This is a genomic window from Synechococcus sp. KORDI-52 (genome assembly GCF_000737595.1).
GTDB lineage: Bacteria > Cyanobacteriota > Cyanobacteriia > PCC-6307 > Cyanobiaceae > Parasynechococcus.
Genome location: NZ_CP006271.1, coordinates 275,731 through 294,913, shown reverse-complemented (window position 1 = coordinate 294,913; position 19,183 = coordinate 275,731). Strand labels below are relative to the sequence as shown.

The 19,183-nt window shown below is 62.2% G+C and carries 16 protein-coding genes; 11 read left to right on the top strand and 5 right to left on the bottom strand.

The window, feature by feature from the left end; all coding sequences use genetic code 11:
- Nucleotides 1-26 precede the first annotated feature (26 nt).
- The gene (locus tag KR52_RS01555) at nt 27-851 is read right to left on the bottom strand and encodes a sulfotransferase family protein (RefSeq protein ID WP_038551628.1); all 825 of its coding nucleotides are present in this window, start codon (nt 849-851) and stop codon (nt 27-29) included.
- Nucleotides 852-940: 89 nt separating this feature from the next.
- On the opposite strand from KR52_RS01555, the gene KR52_RS01550 reads away from it, so the two are divergent.
- Genes KR52_RS01550 through kdsB form a run of 3 tightly spaced genes read left to right on the top strand, consistent with a single transcriptional unit; the run spans nt 941 to nt 4,846 of the window.
- Entirely contained in the window at nt 941-3,331 is a 2,391-nt protein-coding gene (locus KR52_RS01550; RefSeq protein WP_038551626.1) for a UvrD-helicase domain-containing protein, read from the top strand.
- Nucleotides 3,332-3,356: 25 nt separating this feature from the next.
- Nucleotides 3,357-4,067, top strand: a complete 711-nt coding sequence (locus KR52_RS01545; protein WP_038551623.1) for a hypothetical protein — start codon at nt 3,357-3,359, stop codon at nt 4,065-4,067.
- Nucleotides 4,067-4,846 (top strand): 3-deoxy-manno-octulosonate cytidylyltransferase, encoded by a 780-nt coding sequence (kdsB, locus tag KR52_RS01540; RefSeq protein WP_038551621.1) that lies wholly within the window; start codon nt 4,067-4,069, stop codon nt 4,844-4,846. The genes KR52_RS01545 and kdsB overlap by 1 nt, the downstream gene beginning before the upstream one ends.
- 1 nt (nt 4,847) lies before the next feature.
- Here kdsB and KR52_RS01535 read toward each other — a convergent pair whose 3' ends face one another.
- Nucleotides 4,848-5,399, bottom strand: coding sequence for an HAD family hydrolase (locus KR52_RS01535; protein WP_038551618.1), 552 nt, complete (start codon nt 5,397-5,399; stop codon nt 4,848-4,850).
- Nucleotides 5,396-6,409, bottom strand: coding sequence for an SIS domain-containing protein (locus KR52_RS01530; RefSeq protein ID WP_173402182.1), 1,014 nt, complete (start codon nt 6,407-6,409; stop codon nt 5,396-5,398). Before KR52_RS01530 ends, KR52_RS01535 begins: the two co-directional genes overlap by 4 nt.
- Before the next feature lie 18 nt (nt 6,410-6,427).
- Here KR52_RS01530 and KR52_RS01525 point away from each other — a divergent pair, with 18 nt between their 5' ends.
- Nucleotides 6,428-7,639: a CCA tRNA nucleotidyltransferase gene (locus tag KR52_RS01525; protein ID WP_038551612.1), complete on the top strand. Its 1,212-nt coding sequence runs from the start codon at nt 6,428-6,430 to the stop codon at nt 7,637-7,639.
- Nucleotides 7,636-9,060: a hypothetical protein gene (locus KR52_RS01520; RefSeq protein ID WP_038551608.1), complete on the top strand. Its 1,425-nt coding sequence runs from the start codon at nt 7,636-7,638 to the stop codon at nt 9,058-9,060. Before KR52_RS01525 ends, KR52_RS01520 begins: the two co-directional genes overlap by 4 nt.
- On the opposite strand, the gene selD is transcribed toward KR52_RS01520, so the two are convergent.
- Entirely contained in the window at nt 9,005-11,029 is a 2,025-nt protein-coding gene (gene selD, locus KR52_RS01515; RefSeq protein WP_038551606.1) for a selenide, water dikinase SelD, read from the bottom strand. The genes KR52_RS01520 and selD overlap by 56 nt on opposite strands.
- Nucleotides 11,026-12,060: a UDP-glucose 4-epimerase GalE gene (gene galE, locus KR52_RS01510; protein WP_038556687.1), complete on the bottom strand. Its 1,035-nt coding sequence runs from the start codon at nt 12,058-12,060 to the stop codon at nt 11,026-11,028. The genes selD and galE overlap by 4 nt, the downstream gene beginning before the upstream one ends.
- Before the next feature lie 110 nt (nt 12,061-12,170).
- Here galE and hisS point away from each other — a divergent pair, with 110 nt between their 5' ends.
- The 6 genes from hisS to KR52_RS01480 all read left to right on the top strand — a co-directional run bounded on the left by hisS (nt 12,171) and on the right by KR52_RS01480 (nt 19,093).
- On the top strand, nt 12,171-13,463 hold the full coding sequence (gene hisS / locus KR52_RS01505) for a histidine--tRNA ligase (RefSeq protein ID WP_038551602.1): 1,293 nt from the start codon (nt 12,171-12,173) through the stop codon (nt 13,461-13,463).
- A 2-nt stretch (nt 13,464-13,465) separates the two neighbouring features.
- Complete coding sequence (locus KR52_RS01500; RefSeq protein WP_038551599.1) at nt 13,466-14,416, top strand: UDP-glucuronic acid decarboxylase family protein; 951 nt, start codon at nt 13,466-13,468, stop codon at nt 14,414-14,416.
- Entirely contained in the window at nt 14,413-15,816 is a 1,404-nt protein-coding gene (locus KR52_RS01495; RefSeq protein ID WP_038551596.1) for a nucleotide sugar dehydrogenase, read from the top strand. Before KR52_RS01500 ends, KR52_RS01495 begins: the two co-directional genes overlap by 4 nt.
- Nucleotides 15,816-16,835 carry an NAD-dependent epimerase gene (locus tag KR52_RS01490; protein WP_038551593.1) on the top strand — a complete coding sequence of 340 codons (1,020 nt, stop codon included), beginning with the start codon at nt 15,816-15,818 and terminating at the stop codon, nt 16,833-16,835. The genes KR52_RS01495 and KR52_RS01490 overlap by 1 nt, the downstream gene beginning before the upstream one ends.
- 147 nt (nt 16,836-16,982) lie before the next feature.
- Nucleotides 16,983-18,119 carry a GDP-mannose 4,6-dehydratase gene (gmd, locus tag KR52_RS01485; RefSeq protein ID WP_253912429.1) on the top strand — a complete coding sequence of 379 codons (1,137 nt, stop codon included), beginning with the start codon at nt 16,983-16,985 and terminating at the stop codon, nt 18,117-18,119.
- A complete protein-coding gene (locus tag KR52_RS01480) occupies nt 18,119-19,093 on the top strand; it encodes a GDP-L-fucose synthase (RefSeq protein WP_038551587.1) in 975 nt (324 codons plus the stop codon). The genes gmd and KR52_RS01480 overlap by 1 nt, the downstream gene beginning before the upstream one ends.
- The last annotated feature ends 90 nt before the right edge of the window (nt 19,094-19,183 follow it).

Genomic DNA, 19,183 nt, shown 5'->3' with positions numbered 1-19,183 from the left:
CATGGCGCGAGCCTACCCGTCTTGGCTCAAGCCATCAGCGGAGGCAATCCGAGGCTGCGGGGGTCCATGGAGTAGCGGCCAAGTTTGAAGTCGGCGGTATACAGATCAGCGACCGCCTGGACGGTGGTTGGGCTGTAGTACTTCAGCAACTTGCTTGCCGCCTGGGTGAGTTTGCTGCGCTGATTGCTCTCGATGCGGTGCGGCTGTCGCAGCCGATCGGGGCTGGGGAGCGTTAAGCCTGTTCTGGCAAGGGCGAGGGGCAACTCTTCGGCGAGGTGTTCGAGCCGGCACACCGTTTGAAAATGGGATGGGGGCAGAAGCAGGGCATCGATTTGCGGTTTCCAGTGATGATTGGAATGCAATCCGCCGTTGCCCAGAAATGCGATGAAGGCTTCGAAGCCGGTTTGGCTGTTGTCGCCAAATCCCGGAACGGATCCGTATTTGTCGTGGGGACCGTTGGCAATTTTGTCGAGAAAGGCCGATAGCGTTCGGGTCCAGGGGTTGCGAACCACCGTGAAAAAAGAAAACTCTTTCAGGCTGGCTCGATCCTGTTTTGATCTCGACATGTCGATCAGGCTTTTGCCTGCACCCATGGCCGTTCGTTTGGCTTGCTTGTAGTCGTCTGTATGGGTGTTCGCGCCACGAATGGCTTCATCGAGGTAAAGAATCACCGATGAATTGCCACTTTTGGCAATTCGGTTGAAGGCGATGTTGTGGTCCGTGTAAAAAACAACCCGGTCGATGTTGTCTCGTCTCAAGCTCAGTGTTCGTCTTGCCCACCCCAGGGCCAACAGGGCACGTTGCTCGCGAAGGTCTCGGCGGATGCGTTTCCGGGTGCGCGAGAACGGCAAGGTGGGATGACAGCCCTGGCTTGGAATTTAGGCGTTGGTCCTGGCTCCAATGGCCCATGGATCCATCCGAGCCCCCTTAATCTCCATCCATGAGCTTTCTGGCCGGCCTCAACGATGCCCAGCGGCGGGCTGTCGACCATCACGAGGGTCCCCTGCTGGTGGTGGCGGGTGCTGGAAGTGGCAAGACGCGCGCCCTCACCCATCGGATTGCTCACCTGATCGGTGAGCACGGTGCCGATCCGGCTCAGATTCTGGCGGTGACCTTCACCAACAAAGCCGCCCGGGAGATGAAGGAGCGGCTTGAGGTTCTTCTGGCTCAGCGTCTGGCCCAGAGCCAGTACGGCCAGCCCTGGAGCACCCTGCCTCCGGTGGATCAGCGTCAGCTGCGCTCACGCATCTACCGGGAGGTGACCAAGGAGCTGTGGATTGGCACCTTCCATGCCCTGTTCGCGCGGATGCTCCGCTACGACATCGACAAGTTCAAGGACGCGGAAGGACTCACCTGGACCAAGCAGTTTTCGATCTACGACGAGGCCGACGCCCAGAGCCTGGTGAAGGAGATCGTGACCCAGGAACTGCAGCTGGATCCCAAGCGGTTCGAGCCCAAGAAGACCCGCTGGGCCATCAGCAACGCCAAGAACCAGGGCTGGCTGCCAGACCAGCTCGAGGCGAACGCGGAAGGCCAGCGGGGCAAGCTCACCGCGGATGTTTATCGGCGTTATCGCAAGGCCCTGGCGGCCAACAACGCCCTTGATTTCGACGATCTGCTGTTGCTGCCGGTTCAGTTGCTCCAGCAGAACGAGCAGGTGCGCAGCTATTGGCACCGCCGCTTTCGCCACGTGCTGGTGGATGAATACCAGGACACCAACCGCACTCAGTACGACCTGATCAAGCTGTTGGTGACCGATGGCAAGGATCCTCAGGATGTGGAGGACTGGTCGGGCCGTTCCGTGTTTGTGGTCGGCGATGCCGACCAGAGCATCTACAGCTTTCGCGCGGCTGACTTCACGATCCTGATGGGTTTCCAGGACGACTTCGGTGATCAGGCGCCGGATGACAGCACCCGGACGATGGTGAAGCTGGAGGAGAACTACCGCTCCACCGCCACGATTCTCGAAGCGGCGAATGCCCTGATCGCCAACAACAGCGAACGGATCGACAAGGTTCTGCGTCCCACCCGTGGGGAAGGGGAGCTGATCACCCTCACCCGCTGTGACGATGAGATCGCCGAGGCGGAAGCCGTGGTGCACCGCCTGCGCACGATGGAAGCGGCCAATCCTGAGTTGAGCTGGGGTGACATGGCCGTGCTCTACCGCACCAATGCCCAGTCCCGCTCCATTGAGGAATCGCTGGTGCGCTGGGGCATCCCGTACATCGTTGTGGGGGGGCTGCGCTTCTACGACCGGCGCGAAATCAAGGATCTGCTGGCCTATCTGCGGTTGCTGGTGAATCCGGCCGACACCGTCAGCCTGCTGCGGGTGATCAACGTTCCGAAGCGCGGCATCGGCAAGACCACGATTCAGCGGCTCACCGATGCGGCCAACCAGCTGGGGATTCCGCTCTGGGATGTGGTGAGTGATCCCGAAGCGGTGCGCTCCCTCGGCGGCCGTTCCGCCAAGGGTCTTCTGCAGTTCTGTGACCTTGTCAACGATCTGAAGGCCCGCAGCGCTGATGTGGCCCCCTCGGAACTGATCCAGCAGGTGATGGAGAAGAGCGGCTACGTGAGCGAGTTGATTGCCGATGGCACCGATGAGGCTGAGGAGCGCCGCCGCAACCTGCAGGAACTGGTGAATGCCGCACTGCAGTACCAGGAGGAAAACGACGAGGGCGACTTGGAGGGATTCCTCGCCACGGCAGCCTTGTCCAGCGATGCCGACAACAAGGACACGGCCGCGGACCGCGTCACCTTGATGACGCTGCACAGCAGCAAGGGGCTGGAGTTCCCCGTGGTGTGCCTGGTGGGCCTTGAGCAGGGTCTGTTCCCCAGCTACCGCTCCCTGGATGACCCGGCCTCACTGGAGGAGGAGCGGCGGCTTTGCTACGTGGGCATCACCCGAGCCAAGGAACGGCTGTTCCTGTCCCATGCCTGTGAGCGGCGTCTCTGGGGCGGCATGCGTGAAGCGGCGGTGCCCTCGGTCTTCCTGTCGGAGTTGCCGGAAGCGCTGATTCAGGGCGACCTTCCCCAGACCGGTGGGGCGGCGCTGCGGCGGGAACGGCGCCTCGATCGGCTCACCCGTGTGGACCGCGACAAGCCGTCATCGGCCCCCGCCAACGCCGTGCGTCGCCGTCAGGCGGGCCCCGCCCCGGGCCGCAGCTGGCAGGTCGGCGATCAGGTCATCCACGCCAGCTTTGGTGTGGGTGAGATCACCCACACCTTCGGCAGTGGCGAGAAAGTGTCGATCGCGGTGAAGTTCGCAGGGATGGGGCCCAAGATTCTGGATCCGCGCCTGGCGCCGATCGAACCCGTGACCACCGCTTAATCTCCTCTGCAGCCATCCACGGCCTGTGTCGACCTCCAGTCCGCCGATCCCCATTTTCATCGGCTACGACCCCAGAGAGCGGGCGGCGACCAACGTTCTGATCGACAGCCTTTACCAGAACAGCAGTGTTCCTCTGGCAATCACGCCGCTGGTGACGCCTCAACTCGAGGCGCAGGGCCTGTTTCGCCGCGAACGGGATCCCAAACAGAGCACAGCGTTTTCGTTCACCCGCTTTCTGGTGCCCCATCTGATGGGCTACGAGGGCTGGGCTCTGTTCATGGATTGCGACATGCTCTGCCGGGCCGACATCAAGGCGATCTGGGATCAGCGCGATGACCGCTACGGCGCCATGTGCGTGCAGCATGAGCATGTGCCCGGGGAGACCGTGAAATTCCTCGGCGAGGTGCAGAGCGCCTACCCCAAGAAGAACTGGAGTTCCCTAATGCTGCTCAACTGCAGCCGCTGCACCAAACTCACGCCCGACTACGTGAACACGGCAACGGGCCTGGAGCTGCACCGCTTCCACTGGTTGGAGGGTGACCACGAGATCGGTGCCATTCAGGGCGGTTGGAACCATCTGGTGGACGTGCAAGCACCGCCGGAGTCCGAGCAGGCCGCTCCGATGCTGCACTGGACCCTCGGTGGTCCCTGGTTCCGCGAGCAACGCACCATGGGTGGCCCTTTGGCGGCTGAGTGGTTCAGCGCCCGCGACGATGCAATGAAACTCTGGGATTGATGGCGATTCGCAAGTGTGTGGTGGCCGTTCCGGCCCGGCTTCAGTCGTCGCGACTGCCCAACAAGGTGCTGGCCGACATCGGCGGCAAGCCGATGATCCAGCGTGTTCTGGAACGCTGCCGTCAGGCCTCCGGCGTTGAAGCGGTGGTGCTTTGTACTGACAGCTCTGAGCTGCAGAGCCTGGCTGAGGGCTGGGGCTTCCCGGTGCTGATGACCGCGGCATCCTGCAACTCCGGCAGTGAGCGCATCGCATCAGTGGCGCAGCCCCTGATGGCCCTGGGCTGGGGCGATGCAGATCCCGTGGCGGAGGAGACGGCTGTGATCAACGTTCAGGGCGATCAACCGTTCATTGACCCCGCCGTGATCGATGCCATGGTCGAGGAATTCAGGCGTCAGGATCCGGTGCCTGCGGTCGTGACCCCCGTTTATGGGCTCAAGCCCGAATCGGTGCACAACCCCAACGTGGTGAAGACCCTGCTGGCCCACGACGGTCGCGCCCTGTATTTCTCCCGCTCCGCCATCCCCCATGTGCGCGACGTGGCTGAGGCCGATTGGCATCAGCACACCACCTACTGGGGCCATGTGGGCATGTATGGCTTCCGGGGAGACGTGCTGGCTGCGTGGGATCAGCTGCCTGCCTCATCCCTGGAGGATCTGGAGCGGCTCGAGCAGCTGCGGCTGATCGAGGCTGGACTCACCATCGCCACGTTCCGGGTGCAGGGCACATCCTTGTCGGTGGACACCGCTGAGCAGCTGGAACAGGCCCGGGCCATGGTCTGAGTTAGTCGTTGCGGTCTTTCCAGCCGTTGCGGCGCAGTTGTCCCCAGCGGCCCCGCCCCTGAAGGATGCGCTCCGCCAACTCGCGCACGGCCCCATGGCCACCCGGGCGGTGGAGCACGGCATCGGCACCACGGCGCACCGGCTGACAGGCGTCGGCGGGTGCGAACAACAGGCCGACCACCGGGCGTACGGCCAGATCGTTGAGGTCATCCCCCACAAAGGCCGTCTGTTCGGCGCTCACCCCCAGTTGGTTCTGCAGGCTGGTGAGGGCAGCTGGCTTGTCCTTGATGCCGACAAGGCAATGGCTGATGCCCAGCTGCCGGGCCCGCACCTCCGACGCTCCTCCCTGGCCTCCACTGAGAAAGGCGATGTGGAGCCCCGCCTGTTGCAGCAACCGGATGCCTAGACCATCACGCACATCAAAGCGCTTGCTGAGCTGCCCCTCGGCATCGAACCAGAGGCCTCCATCGGTGAGCACACCGTCCACATCCAGCACCAGCAGCTGAATCGATCGCAGCCGGCGCCGCAGCCACCACCAGCGCAGTCCGTTCATGCCAGGCCGGCCTGAACCAGATCATGCAGACGCAGCAGACCCATCAGTTCATGGTCTTGATTCACCACGGGCAGCACGGAAATCGGTTTGCGGCGGTTGTGCTCCATCTGCGCCAGGGCCTTCACCACCAACACATCCGACTTCACGGTGATCGGATCGGCCGTCATCAGATCCTTCGCCGTAAGACGGCTCCAGGTTTCAGCGCCGTGGTCCTGGAGGGCCCGGCGCAGATCGCCATCCGTGAGGATGCCGAGCAGGCTTCCCGGGTTGTCTGGATTTTCGACCCAACCACTGCCGATGCCGTCGCGGGTCAGACCGCCGATCACCTCGGGCAAGGGGGTCTGGGGCTGCAGGGGGTGCAGCTGACTGGCGGGCACCATCAGGTCGGCGGCTGTGAGGGTGAGCTGCTTGCCCAGGGATCCGGCGGGGTGATTGAGGGCGAAATCCGCCGGTGAGATGCCGCGTCGCTCCATCCAGACCGCAGCCAGGGCGTCGCCGATGGCCATGGCCACGGCAGTGCTGGCGGTGGGAGCCAGGTTCAGAGGGCACACCTCACGGTCCACGCCGGCTTCCAGCACCACATCACTGCCGCGGGCCAGGGAGGAGTCGGCACGGCCGACGATGGCGATGCGCCCGGTTCCGCGGCGGGTGAGGTGGGGCAACACCTCCAACAGCTCGCTGGTTTCGCCGCTGTTGGAGAGCAGCAGGCAGACGTCCTCGGCGGCCACCACACCCAGATCGCCATGGAGGGCGTCGGTGGGATTGAGGAACAGGGCCATGAGCCCGATCGAGGAGAAGGTAGCGGCGATTTTGCGGGCCACGATGCCGCTCTTGCCCACACCGGTGATCACCAGCTTGGCCTTGCGATCTGCACAGCGCTCCAGCAGGGCGAGGGCGGCCTCCACCTGGTCGCTGCTCAGGCGTTCGGCAGCCGTTGCGATCGCTGAGGCTTCCTCCTCAAGGCAGCGGGTGAGAGCGGACAAGGATGTAATCCGTGATGATCGACCCATTCTCCTGCACGCCCTGCAATGGATCTCCCGGGTGTGCCGTCTTCTGTTCTGGAGGCGTTGCAGGGCGCTGCGCGATCCCTTGGCATCCCGCGCCTGGCCCTGGTGGGCGGTGCCGTGCGCGATCAGCTGCTGCATCAGCGCTGCGGCCGGCCCTGGTTGGGTGCTCCTGATCTGGATTGGGTGGTGGAGGGCGATGCCGCTGCGCTCGTGGCGGAACTGGTGCGTCAGATCGGCGGCGAGCGCATCACCGGTGTTCAGGAGCATGGAGCCTTCGGCACGGTCGCCTTGCAGCTGGATGGGATCCCGTTGGATCTGGCGACGGCGCGAGAGGAGCACTACCCCGCCCCTGCGGAGAACCCCGTGGTGCGGGCGGGCAGCCTGCACGCCGACCTCGCCCGCCGGGATTTCACGATTAACGCCATGGCCTTCGATCTGGTGGCCGGCGAGTTGATTGATCTCCACCATGGCCAGGAGGATCTGGCCTCTGGTCAGCTGCGCTTTCTGCACGCCGGCAGCGTGGAGGACGATCCCACCCGGGTGATCCGGGCCGCCCGCTACGCCGCCCGGCTCGGCTTCCAGCTAGCGGACGAGAGCCTTGCGCAGATCCACAGCACCATGGCTCAGTGGCCCTGGGGCTGGGGCCAGCGCGATGCGGCGTTGACGGCGCCGCCGGCTCTGGCTACGCGACTGCGGATGGAGCTGGAGCGGTTGCTGGATCGGGAACCTTGGCCGCAGGCGCTGGACTTGTTGGAGCAGTGGCAAGCCCTGCCGCTGCTGGATCCGCAGCTTCAGAGCGATCCACGGCGCACGCAGCGGTTGCGCTGGGCCCAGCGCCTTGGTTTGCCGTTGATGCCTGCCCTACTGCTGGGGGCAGTCCATCCGGTTGCGCTGGCCCAGCGGTTGCAGATTCCCGGCAAACAACAGCAATGGCTGCAGCAGTGCGGGGCCCTGGGCGACTGGCTGGAGGAAACGCCACTGCCCTTGCAGGCCAGCCCGTCGGTCTGGTCGGCGGCCATCGAACACCAGGGTTGGCCGCCGGAGGCGGTGGCCCTGGCGGTGACCCTGAAGCCGAAGCATTGGAAACCGTTGTTGCGCTGGTGGGGCCGCTGGCGCCGGATTCAGGCGCCGCAGACGGCGCGCGACCTGATTGCCGCTGGCTGGCAGCCGGGGCTGGCGATTGGTGATGAGTTGCGCCGGCAGCGCAGCGCAGCGCAGGACCGCAGCCGATGACACGCAGCTGGCTTGTGCTGGTGGTGGCCGTTTGCCTGGTCTTTGGTCTGCGGGCCCTGTTGTTGATTGACGCCACGGGGCTCTGGAGCGATGAGCTCTACAGCGTCGGCAAGAGTTTCCAGCCCAGTTTCAGCACGTTGCTGGCGATGTTGCGGGAGGACACCCACCCCCCGGCCTATTACGCCCTGCTCTGGCTCTGGGGGCATCTGGTGGGTCAGAGCCCGGTGAGCCTGCGCCTGCTGTCCTGGCTGGCGTATCTGGGGGGTGGTCTGGTGATGGTGGCTCAGGCGATGGCCTTCGGCCAGGCGGGCACCAGGGCCAAGGTGGCGGCCACAGCGGCGCTGCTGGCCTTCTGCAGTCCGTATCCGATTCGGTTCGCGATCGAGGGCAAGAGCTATGCGGTGTTGGTGCTTCTGGTGGCTCTGGCCTGGTGGTGGCGCCGCTCACGCCACCCCATCGCCTATGGCCTTGTGGCCGGCTTGGCCGGATTGACCCATTTCTATGGGTTGTTTCTGGTGCTGGCGGCTGCGGCCTGGGATGGCTGGCAACGTCGCTGGACCATGGCCGCCGCTGCTCTGATCGGAGCCCTCCCGGCCCTGGCCTGGATGGCCTATGCCGCGGACTACCTGTTCAGCTCCCGGGCCGGCAGCTGGATCGGTGTGCCGGATTACGCCTTGTTTGAGGAGACCCTGGCCCGCGGCCTCGGCCTCTGGCCGTTGCCCAAATTGGCCTTGTTGCTGCTGTTGCTGGTGGTGCTGCGGCGCTGGGGAGGGCTGTGCCGTTGGCAATGGCCCGGGATAGATCTGCTGGATCGGAGCGGTCTGATCCCGTCCCTGCTGATGGTTGTTGGGGTTGTGGTGGTGTCGTTTGTGAAGCCGATGGCCTTCAGCCGCTACTTCGTGGTGCTCCTGCCGGCGGTGGTGCCTGTTCTGGCGGTGCAGATCGGTGCTCTGGAGCTCAATCGTTTCGGCCGCGGCTGTGGTCTGGTGGTGCTGGGGTTGCTGCTGGCCAGCTGGTGGGGGCCGGGGTTCAGCGAGCTCGATGCCGGCGTTGGTGGGGTGCGGGAACAGGACCAGTTCCATCGGATCAGCCAGCGCAGCAGCGGGCTGGAGGAGCGCTACAGCCCGCGTGAACGTCTGTTCAACCTCAGCGACCGGATGGAGGCGGCGATGGGCCGGATTCCCTCGCCTTCAGCGCCCTGGAGGGGAAAGGAAGCGTTGAAACAACGGCTGCAGGAGCCGGATCCGCCGCGGCAGCTCTGGCTGGCCAGCAGTGGGCCTCCGGCAGCGATGGAGCGCAAGCTCAAGCCCCTGCAATCATGGCTTGAGCGGGCCGGTTTCCGCTGTGAACCCCACGCCAACGACCTCAGCCATGGGCGGCTGTTGCGCTGCCGATCTGAATCCATGGGCCCATCTCAGTGAGTTCTGCGGCGGCTGCGCTGGTGCAGGCCAGCAGTAGGGGGCCACAGGTCTGCGGGTCCACCAGCAGCTCCAGCAGGGCAGAGGAGGGCGGCTGTTGCAGCTGAACCGGGCCGTCCAGCCAGCGCCAGGCGGCCCGGTTGGAGGGGGCCAGGCTGCTGGAGAGGCCCCCTTCGAGCAGGGTCAGCGCACCGGGGTAGGCCGGGATGGCCGAGCCATCGAGTTGGACGGTGAGCTCTGGATGGCTCTGGAGCATCTCGCCCAGGTGCCCGAGCAGCCCGAAACCGGTGATGTCGGTGCAGGCGTGAATGCCCTTGCGCATCGGTTCAACCTGCTGGAGCAGCGTGTGCTGGCTGGAGGTCATGCCCCGCAGGGCTGCGTCCAGATCAGCGGCTTTGGTGGCGCCGCTCATCGCCCCTGCAAACAGCACCCCGGTGCCCAGGGGGCGACTGATCAGCAGGGCATCACCGGGTTGCAGGCCTGATTTGAGCCAGGGCGATGGGCTGCGCCCGTTCACCGTGAGGGTGATCTGCACCCCCAGGCTGGCCGGCAGGGGTGCAGTGCTGCGGGCTTCCATCGTGTGTCCACCGATCAGCTCGGCGCCCTGTTCATCCAGCACCGACCGGATGCCGGCGAGGGTTTGCACCAGCAGATCCTGCTGTTCGTTGGCTGCGACCATCGGCAGCGTGACCGTTGCCATGGCGCCGGAAACGGCAGCACCGCAGGCCCAGAGATCCGAGCAGGCATGCAGGGCCGTCAGACGGCCGTTGAGCCAGGGGTCACTCACCAGGGCGGGAAATCCATCCACGCTTTGCAGCAGCTCGGGATCGCCCGGCAGCGAGGCGGCATCTTCCGGCTGCCGGCCCAGCCCCACCTGTGCCAGGGCTGCGGCCAGGGGTTGGGCCGGCAACTTGGCTGCGCAGCCCCGGCAGGCCATCGGCGGCGCGTCGGCCATCGCAGCCGGCCCTTGAAAGCCGGCCATGAAGGCCTGATCGATGCGTTGCTTCAGCTGCCAAAGCAGGGGGGATGGCCCCAGCCGCCAGCTCCCCCATTGCGCCCAAGCGGCGTTCCGGTGGGTGCCAATCAGTTGCAGCGCCTCACGTCGTGGATGCCAGGGGCGCAGTGGTTGGCCCTGGCAGGCCGCCTCCAGATTGGTGGCCAGGGGCTGTGCGGCCCGCACCGCCCACACCCCGGATGCCGGCCGGGGTGCTGCGCTGATCACGGCGCAGTCGCCGCTGGCGAAGACGGAGGGGTGTCCCTCCACCCTGAGGCAGGGATCGGTGCGGATCCGGCCATCGGGATCCAGCGGCAGGCCGGTCGTCGACAACCAGGCGGGGCCCTGGCTACCGGTGCAGAGCAGGCAGAGTCCGCTGGGGTGGCTGCCGTCGTCGATCAAGCTGATGCGGGCCTGTTGCAGCACCTGTTGGACAGCTGGATCCAGCTGCCCAGGGCGCTGTTGCAGCTCCAGGGCCCGCTGTGGCCAGCGCCGTCGCAGGGCGAGCACCACTTCGAGGCCGGCTGCTCCCGCTCCGATCACCCGCAGGGGCTTGGGGTGGTTGGCGCCTTCGCGCTCCAGAAAGGCGAGCGAGGCTTCCAACGGTTTGATCGGAACTCCGGTGGCGCTGGGTCGGCTCTCGGCTCCCACATCCAGGCTGAGCCAATCGAAGTGGAGTGCAGGCCGATCGCGCAGTCTCAGACATCTGTCCTGAGGGTCCAATCCGGTGATTTCCGCTTCCATGAAGGCCACCCCGGCCCGATCACAGAGCTGACGCAGGTCGATGGCGAGTTCCTCGCGCCGATAGAGGCCGGCGATCAACCCCGGCACCATGCCGGAATACAGGGCTGTGCTGCTGCGGTTCACCAGCGTGATGCTGTGCTGCGGCCGTCGCTCCGGCCGCATCGCCCAGCGCTTCAGCAGCAGGGCATGGCTGTGGCCGCCGCCGGCCAAAAGCACCCCAGCATCTGCACTCATGGCTTGTGCCGATACCCCGTTGGATTGGCCTGCTGCCATGCCCAGCCATCGCGGCACATCTCCTCCAGGCTTCGGCGGGCGCTCCAGCCGAGCACGGTTTGCGCCGTTCGGGGGCAGGCCTCGAGGCGGGGCACATCGCCGGGTCGACGCTCCACAACCTCGTAGGGGATGCTCAAGCCTGTGGCCTGTTCGAAACCGTTCACCACATCCAGCACACTGAGCCCTCGGCCTGTGCCGATGTTGAGCGTCAAGGGGTCGGATGCTTGCCGCTCGAACAGGTGGTTCAGGGCCGCGCCATGGGCTTCGGCCAGATCCATCACGTGCAGGTAATCACGGATGCCGGTGCCGTCAGGGGTGGGGTAGTCCTGGCCGAAGATACGCAGGCACTCGCGGCGCCCTGCGGCCACCTGGGTGATGAAGGGGAACAGGTTGTTGGGGATGCCCAGCGGGTCTTCACCAATGCGTCCACTCGGGTGCGCGCCGACGGGATTGAAGTAGCGCAGGCAGGCCACCTGCCAGGAACCTGAGCGGCAGAGGGCCGCCAGCATCTGTTCCACCGCCACTTTGGTCTGGGCGTAGGGGTGCACCGGTGCCGTCGGCATGGTTTCCCGCAGCGGGAAGGTTTCGGGTTCTCCGTAGGCGGTGGAGGTGCTGCTGAACACGAGCGTTCGGCAGCCATGGCGCTCCATGGCCGCCGCCAGAACCCGGCTGCCATTTACATTCACATCCCAGTAGAGGAGTGGGTTGGCGACCGATTCCCCAACGGCCTTGAGGCCGGCGAAATGGATCACGCCATCCACAGCAACGGCAGCGCTGAAGGCCTGATCAACAGCGCTGGGGTTGCGGACGTCTCCTTCCACCAGGGTCAGCTGGGTGGAACCCGCCAGCTCCTGCACCCGCCTTAGCGCTTCTGGACTGCTGTTATCGAAGTTGTCGAGCACCACAAGCTCGTGGCCCTGCTCCAGCAGCACAAGGCAGGTGTGGCTGCCGATGAAGCCGGCTCCGCCGGTGATCAACACGCGCCGTCCCATGGCCTGAATCGTTCTGATCCAGACGATTCTGAAGCAGGCTGCTGACACGAGGGCTTTGAGGTGTCGAAGTCTCACCGGGCAGACTGGGCCGCTGTACCTGCATCCCGCACGTGAGTCAGCTCCAGAGCCTCAGGGGCATGGTGGATCTGCTGCCGGAAACACTCCAGCGCTGGCAGGCCGTTGAGGCGATGGCACGGGAGCATTTCCAGCGGTCTGGGTTTGGCGAGATCCGTACGCCGCTGTTGGAGACGACGGATCTGTTTTGCCGTGGCATCGGTGAGGGCACTGATGTGGTTGGCAAGGAGATGTACAGCTTTCAGGATCGGGGTGATCGCTCCTGCACCTTGCGGCCGGAGGGAACCGCATCCGTGGTGCGTTCTGCCCTCCAGCACGGCTTGCTCAGTCAGGGCGCTCAGAAGCTTTGGTACGCGGGGCCGATGTTTCGCTACGAGCGCCCCCAGGCGGGCCGGCAACGGCAGTTCCACCAGATCGGGGTGGAGTGGCTTGGGGCGGAGCGGGCCCTAAGCGATGTTGAGGTGATCGCCCTGGCCTGGGATCTGCTGGCCAGCCTGGGTGTGGGGGGCCTGCAGTTGGAACTGAACAGCCTTGGCACCGCTGAAGATCGCCAGGCTTATCGCGATGCTCTGGTGGCCTGGCTTGAGCAGCGCTCAGAGTCCCTTGATTCCGATTCCCAGGCGCGGCTGAGCACCAATCCGCTACGCATCCTCGATTCCAAAAACAAAGACACCCAGGCGTTGCTGGAAGACGCACCCACCCTGGCGGATGCGCTTTGTGAAGCCAGCCGTGAGCGTTTTGCGGAGGTGCAGCGGGGGCTGACCGCTCTGGGAATTCCCTTCAGGCTCAATCCGCGGCTGGTGCGGGGTTTGGACTACTACAGCCACACGGCCTTTGAGATCACCAGCGACCAGCTGGGTGCCCAGGCCACCGTCTGTGGTGGTGGGCGTTACGACGGTTTGATCGGCCAGTTGGGAGGCCCCCAGACCCCCGCCATTGGTTGGGCTCTTGGCATGGAACGGTTGTTGCTGGTGCTGGAGGCTGTCGCCCAGGCGGATCCTCAAGGTGTCGCCGCCCGATTGACCGCAGCGCCAGCTCCCGATGTGTATGTGGTGAACCGTGGTGATGAGGCTGAGCCTGCTGCTTTGGCGTTGGCCCGGGATCTGCGGGGCGCGGGGCTTCGGGTGGAGTTGGATGCATCGGGCTCGGCCTTCGGCAAGCAGTTCAAGCGGGCTGATCGCAGCGGGGCGCCGTGGGCCCTGGTGCTCGGAGACGAGGAGGCCGAACGTGGGGAGGTGCGTTTGAAGCCGTTGCAGCAGCAGGCGGAGGAATTCACCGTTGCGCTTGCGCCGGTGGCCGCGATCGTGGAGAGACTGCTCAACCCCTGAGGATGCAGATTCACCTCGTCACAGGCGGTGCCGGTTTTCTTGGCTCGCACCTGGTCGACCGGCTGATGGAGGCCGGCGATGAGGTGATCTGTCTGGACAACTACTTCACCGGCCGTAAGGCCAACATCGCGCGCTGGATTGGCCATCCCCGTTTCGAACTGATCCGTCACGACGTCACCGAACCGATCAAGCTGGAGGTGGATCGGATCTGGCATCTGGCCTGTCCGGCCTCGCCGATCCACTACCAGTTCAATCCCGTCAAGACGGCCAAAACCAGTTTTCTTGGCACTTACAACATGCTGGGGCTGGCCCGCCGGGTGGGGGCGCGCTTGCTGCTCGCCAGCACCAGCGAGGTGTATGGCGATCCTGAGGTGCACCCCCAGCCCGAGGGTTATTGGGGTTCTGTGAATCCGATCGGTGTTCGCAGCTGCTACGACGAAGGCAAGCGCATCGCTGAAACCCTCTGTTTTGATTACCAGCGCATGAATGGTGTGGAGGTGCGGGTGGCACGCATCTTCAACACCTATGGCCCGCGAATGCTCCCGGATGACGGCCGGGTGGTGAGTAATTTCATTGTGCAGGCGTTGCGGGGCGAACCGCTGACGCTCTACGGCGATGGCAGCCAGACCCGTTCGTTCTGTTACGTGAGTGATCTGATCGAGGGTTTGTTCCGCCTCATGAATGGCGAACAAAGCGGGCCGATCAACCTGGGTAATCCCGAGGAATTCACAATCCGGCAGTTGGCGGAGCTGGTGCGCCAGCAGATCAAGCCGGATTTGCCGTTGGAGGAAAAGCCCTTGCCGCAGGATGATCCCCATCAGCGGCAGCCGGCGATTGATCTCGCTCGTGAGCAGCTGAACTGGCAGCCGACTGTGTCACTGGAGCAGGGTCTGGCTCCCACCATCGACTCCTTCCGTAGTCTCCTCGGACTGGCCGAAAGCTGCGGAACGTGACCATTCAACGGATCTGCTGCATCGGTGCGGGATATGTGGGCGGCCCGACCATGGCAGTGATCGCTGATCGCTGCCCTGAGGTTGATGTGCAGGTGGTGGACATCAACCAGGCGCGGATCGACGCTTGGAATGATGCCGACTTCAGCAAGTTGCCGGTTTACGAACCCGGCTTGGATGCTGTTGTGAAACGGGCGCGGGGGCGCAACCTCTCGTTCTCAACCGATGTGGCGGCCTCGATCGCCGCGGCAGACATGGTGTTCATTTCAGTGAACACCCCCACCAAGACCAAGGGGCTTGGGGCTGGACAGGCCAGCGATCTGCGCTGGGTGGAAGCCTGTGCCCGCGAGGTGGCGCAGGCGGCCACCGGCCATACGATCGTGGTGGAGAAGAGCACCCTGCCGGTGCGTACGGCTGCCGCGATCAAAACCATCCTTGAAGCAGCCAGTGAGGGAGACGATCAGCGCACCTTCTCGGTTCTTTCCAACCCTGAGTTTCTGGCGGAAGGCACGGCCATCCGTGATCTGGAGGCTCCCGACCGGGTGTTGATCGGTGGTGATGATCCGGCATCGATTGATGCCCTCGCCGCGATCTACGCCCACTGGGTTCCGCAGCAGCAGATTTTGCGTACCAATCTCTGGAGCAGCGAGCTCTCCAAGCTCACCGCTAATGCCTTTCTGGCACAGCGGATCAGTTCGATCAACTCGATTGCGGCGTTCTGTGAGGCCAGCGGGGCGGATGTGCGCGAGGTGGCCCGCGCGATTGGCACCGACAGCCGGATCGGCTCGAAATTTCTCAATGCCGGGCCTGGATTCGGCGGCAGCTGTTTCCAGAAAGACATCCTCAACCTGGTGTATCTCTGCCGCCATTTCGGCCTGCCGGAGGTGGCGGATTACTGGGAGAGTGTTGTGGCCCTGAACACCTGGCAACAGCACCGCATCGCCCGGTTGGTGGTGGAGAGGCTGTTCGGCACGGTGACCGGCAAGCGGCTGGCGATTCTTGGCTTTGCCTTCAAGGCCGACACCAACGACACACGTGAGGCACCGGCGATCCGGATCTGCCTGGACTTGCTGGAGGAGGGCGCTCAGCTGGCCATTCACGATCCCAAGGTGGCCTGTGATCAGATGGCCCGGGATCTGCAACAGGAGGCAGCCCCCCAGGCGGATGCCCTCAGTGGCACCGGGAGTTGGGCGCAGGCAGCCAGTGTTGAGGACGCCGTCACGGGAGCTGATGCCGTGCTTGTGCTCACCGAGTGGCAGGCCTACCGCAACCTGAACTGGATTTCTCTTGCCGCTCGGATGCGCAAGCCGGCCTGGGTTTTTGATGCCAGGGCTGTTGCTGATCCCGCCCAAGTGAGGGCGGCGGGCCTCACTCTTTGGCGTGTGGGGGATGGAGAGGGTTGATGGCGAAGACTGTCCTTGTGACTGGGGCTGCTGGTTTCATCGGTGCGGCCCTGTCGCAGCGGCTGTTGCAACGCGGTGATCGGGTGGTTGGCCTCGACAACTTGAACGACTATTACGACCCAGCGTTGAAGCAGGCGAGGTTGCGGCAGATCGAAACCGTTGCCTCATCAGGAGCCTGGCGATTTGAGCGCATGGCTCTGGAAGACGGCGCAGCCCTCATGGGACTCTTCGCTGACGAGAAGCCTGATGTTGTGGTCAATCTGGCGGCTCAGGCTGGCGTGCGTTATTCGCTCGAGAATCCCGCGGCTTACATCCAGAGCAACCTGGTGGGCTTCGGCAATGTCTTGGAGGGCTGTAGGCACCACGGTGTTGGGAATCTGGTGTATGCCTCGAGCAGTTCGGTGTATGGCGGCAACCGCAATCTGCCGTTTCATGAGCGTCAACCGGTCAATCACCCGGTGAGTCTTTACGCCGCCAGCAAGAAGGCCAATGAGTTGATGGCGCACACCTACAGCCATCTCTATGGATTGCCGGCCACGGGGCTGCGCTTTTTCACGGTGTATGGCCCCTGGGGACGTCCGGATATGGCGCCGATGCTGTTCGCTCGGGCGATACTGGCCGGTGAGCCGATCAAGGTGTTCAACCACGGCAAGATGCAGCGCGATTTCACCTACATCGACGACATTGTTGAGGGTGTGATCCGTTGCTGCGACAAACCAGCCATTGCTAATCCTGATTTTGATCCCCTTCAACCCGACCCGGCTACTGCGGCGGCACCGCATCGGGTTTTCAATATTGGCAACAGCCAGCCGACAGAGCTCCTGCGCTTCATCGAGACGATGGAGGCAGCTCTCGGCAGGCAGGCACTTAAGGATTTCCAGCCGATGCAGCCCGGTGATGTGGTGGCGACTGCGGCTGATACGTCAGCTTTAGAAGAATGGGTTGGGTTCAAGCCCTCTACTCCCATTGATGTTGGAATAAAGAAGTTTATTTCCTGGTTTGCAGGGGTTTACTATTAAGGTGCGCCTTTCAAGGCTATCATCGTTTCTGCGGTATAATTGCCAAACTAAAAAGTAAGCTTGGTATTCGCTTGTTTGTTATTTGGGGTTGAAAGCGTCATCTAGGTTAATTCTTGATGATATATTTGTGCAAGCTTGCTCTGCAATGTGAAAAAAGCTCTGATTACCGGGATTACTGGGCAAGACGGTAGTTATCTGGCTGAACTACTGCTGGAGAAGGGGTATGAAGTCCATGGAATCAAGCGTCGGGCAAGCAGCTTCAACACCAACCGGATTGATCACCTCTACCAGGATCCCCATGAGGCCGATCCACGGTTAGTTCTCCATTACGGGGATTTGACTGACAGCACCAACCTGATTCGGATTGTCCAGCAAGTGCAGCCTGATGAGATTTATAACCTCGGTGCCCAGAGCCACGTGGCTGTGAGCTTTGAGGCGCCTGAGTACACAGCCAATAGTGATGCTCTCGGCACCCTCAGGATCCTGGAGGCCGTGCGAATTCTGGGTTTAGTTGAAACAACCCGGATTTATCAGGCTAGTACCAGTGAACTTTATGGACTCGTGCAGGAGGTGCCTCAGAAAGAGAGCACGCCTTTTTATCCGAGAAGCCCTTATGGCGTGGCCAAGTTGTACGGCTATTGGATTACGGTGAACTACCGCGAGGCCTACGGCATGTATGCCTGCAACGGCATTCTTTTCAATCACGAGAGCCCAAGGCGTGGCGAAACTTTCGTGACCCGCAAGATCACACGGGGCTTGGCGCGGATCAATGAAGGGCTGGAAGACTGCCTCTACATGGGCAATCTTGATTCCCTAAGGGACTGGGGCCACGCCCGTGATTATGTGGAGATGCAATGGAGGATGCTGCAGCAGGAGGGGCCGCCTGAAGACTTTGTGATTGCCACTGGCCGGCAGGAGAGTGTCCGGCGCTTCATCGAGCTCACTGCAGAGGCGCTTGGCTGGGGTGCTCTCGAGTGGGAAGGTCAGGGATTGGATGAAGTGGGTCGCCGCAGCACTGGTGAAGTGGTCGTGCGTATTGATCCGCGCTACTTCCGCCCAGCGGAGGTGGATACATTGCTAGGTGATCCCAGTAAGGCCCATGCCAAGTTGGGTTGGAAGCCAACGACAACTTTGGAGGAATTGGTCGCAGAGATGGTGCAAATAGATAGAGAAGAAGCTCGTAAAGAAGGGATTCTGCGTCTGAAGGGATTCAACGTGGTGGGATCCATGGAAAATCCACCGACTAGCTCAGCAGCAATCCAGGCCAGAAGGAGCCAAGGTTGATGGAGATGTTAATAAACAAAGATGATCGTTTTTTTGTTGCGGGCCACCGCGGTATGGCCGGTAGTGCGATCTGTAGGGCATTAAAACGCAGTGGCTATGAGAACCTGCTGACGGCAAGTCGGGATCAGTTGGATCTACTGAATCCTCAGGCTGTTCAGCATTGGTTTGCTTCAAAAAAACCCACTGTGGTTGTGCTAGCCGCTGCCAAGGTGGGCGGCATTCATGCAAATAATGCATATCCAGCTGATTTCTTGCTGGAGAACATGAAAATACAAACAAATGTGATCGAAACAGCTTGGCGCAGTGGAGTAAAGCGATTGCTATTTCTTGGCAGCAGTTGTATTTATCCAAAGTTCGCTGAGCAACCTATCAAGGAAGAATCTTTATTGACCGGCTCCCTGGAGGCGACTAATGAATGGTATGCGTTGGCAAAAATTACAGGCATTAAGTTATGCCAATCACTGAGGATGCAGTACGGTTTTGATGCAATAAGTTTAATGCCAACTAATCTCTACGGCCCTGGAGACAATTATCATCCTGAGAACAGTCATGTTTTACCAGCATTAATACGTCGTTTTTATGAGGCTAAGAAATCAAGTTTAGAGAGCGTGAGTTGTTGGGGGACGGGCTCTCCACTTCGCGAATTTTTGCACGTGGATGATCTTGGGGACGCATGTGTATTTGTCTTAGAAAACTGGAAGCCAAATCCCGACGATATTCAGTTTCTTAATGTAGGTACTGGGTTAGATTTAAAAATTAGTGAGTTGGCAACTTATATTGCTAATATCATTGGATATAAAGGCAACATTCTGTGGGATGCAAGTAAACCTGATGGTACTCCAAAGAAACAACTCGATGTTAGTAAACTTCGAGATCTTGGATGGTCTTCTTCGATATCGTTGAAAGATGGTCTTCGTGACACTATCCATACTTTCAAAGAGCACATGGAACAGAATCTAGTACGGTCAATCTGAGTTATTCACTTAATCAGTATCATACAAATTAAAGTAGATGCCATGTTCTGGCAATTTTTGTCTTAGAGGAATCACATTGTGTCGATAAAT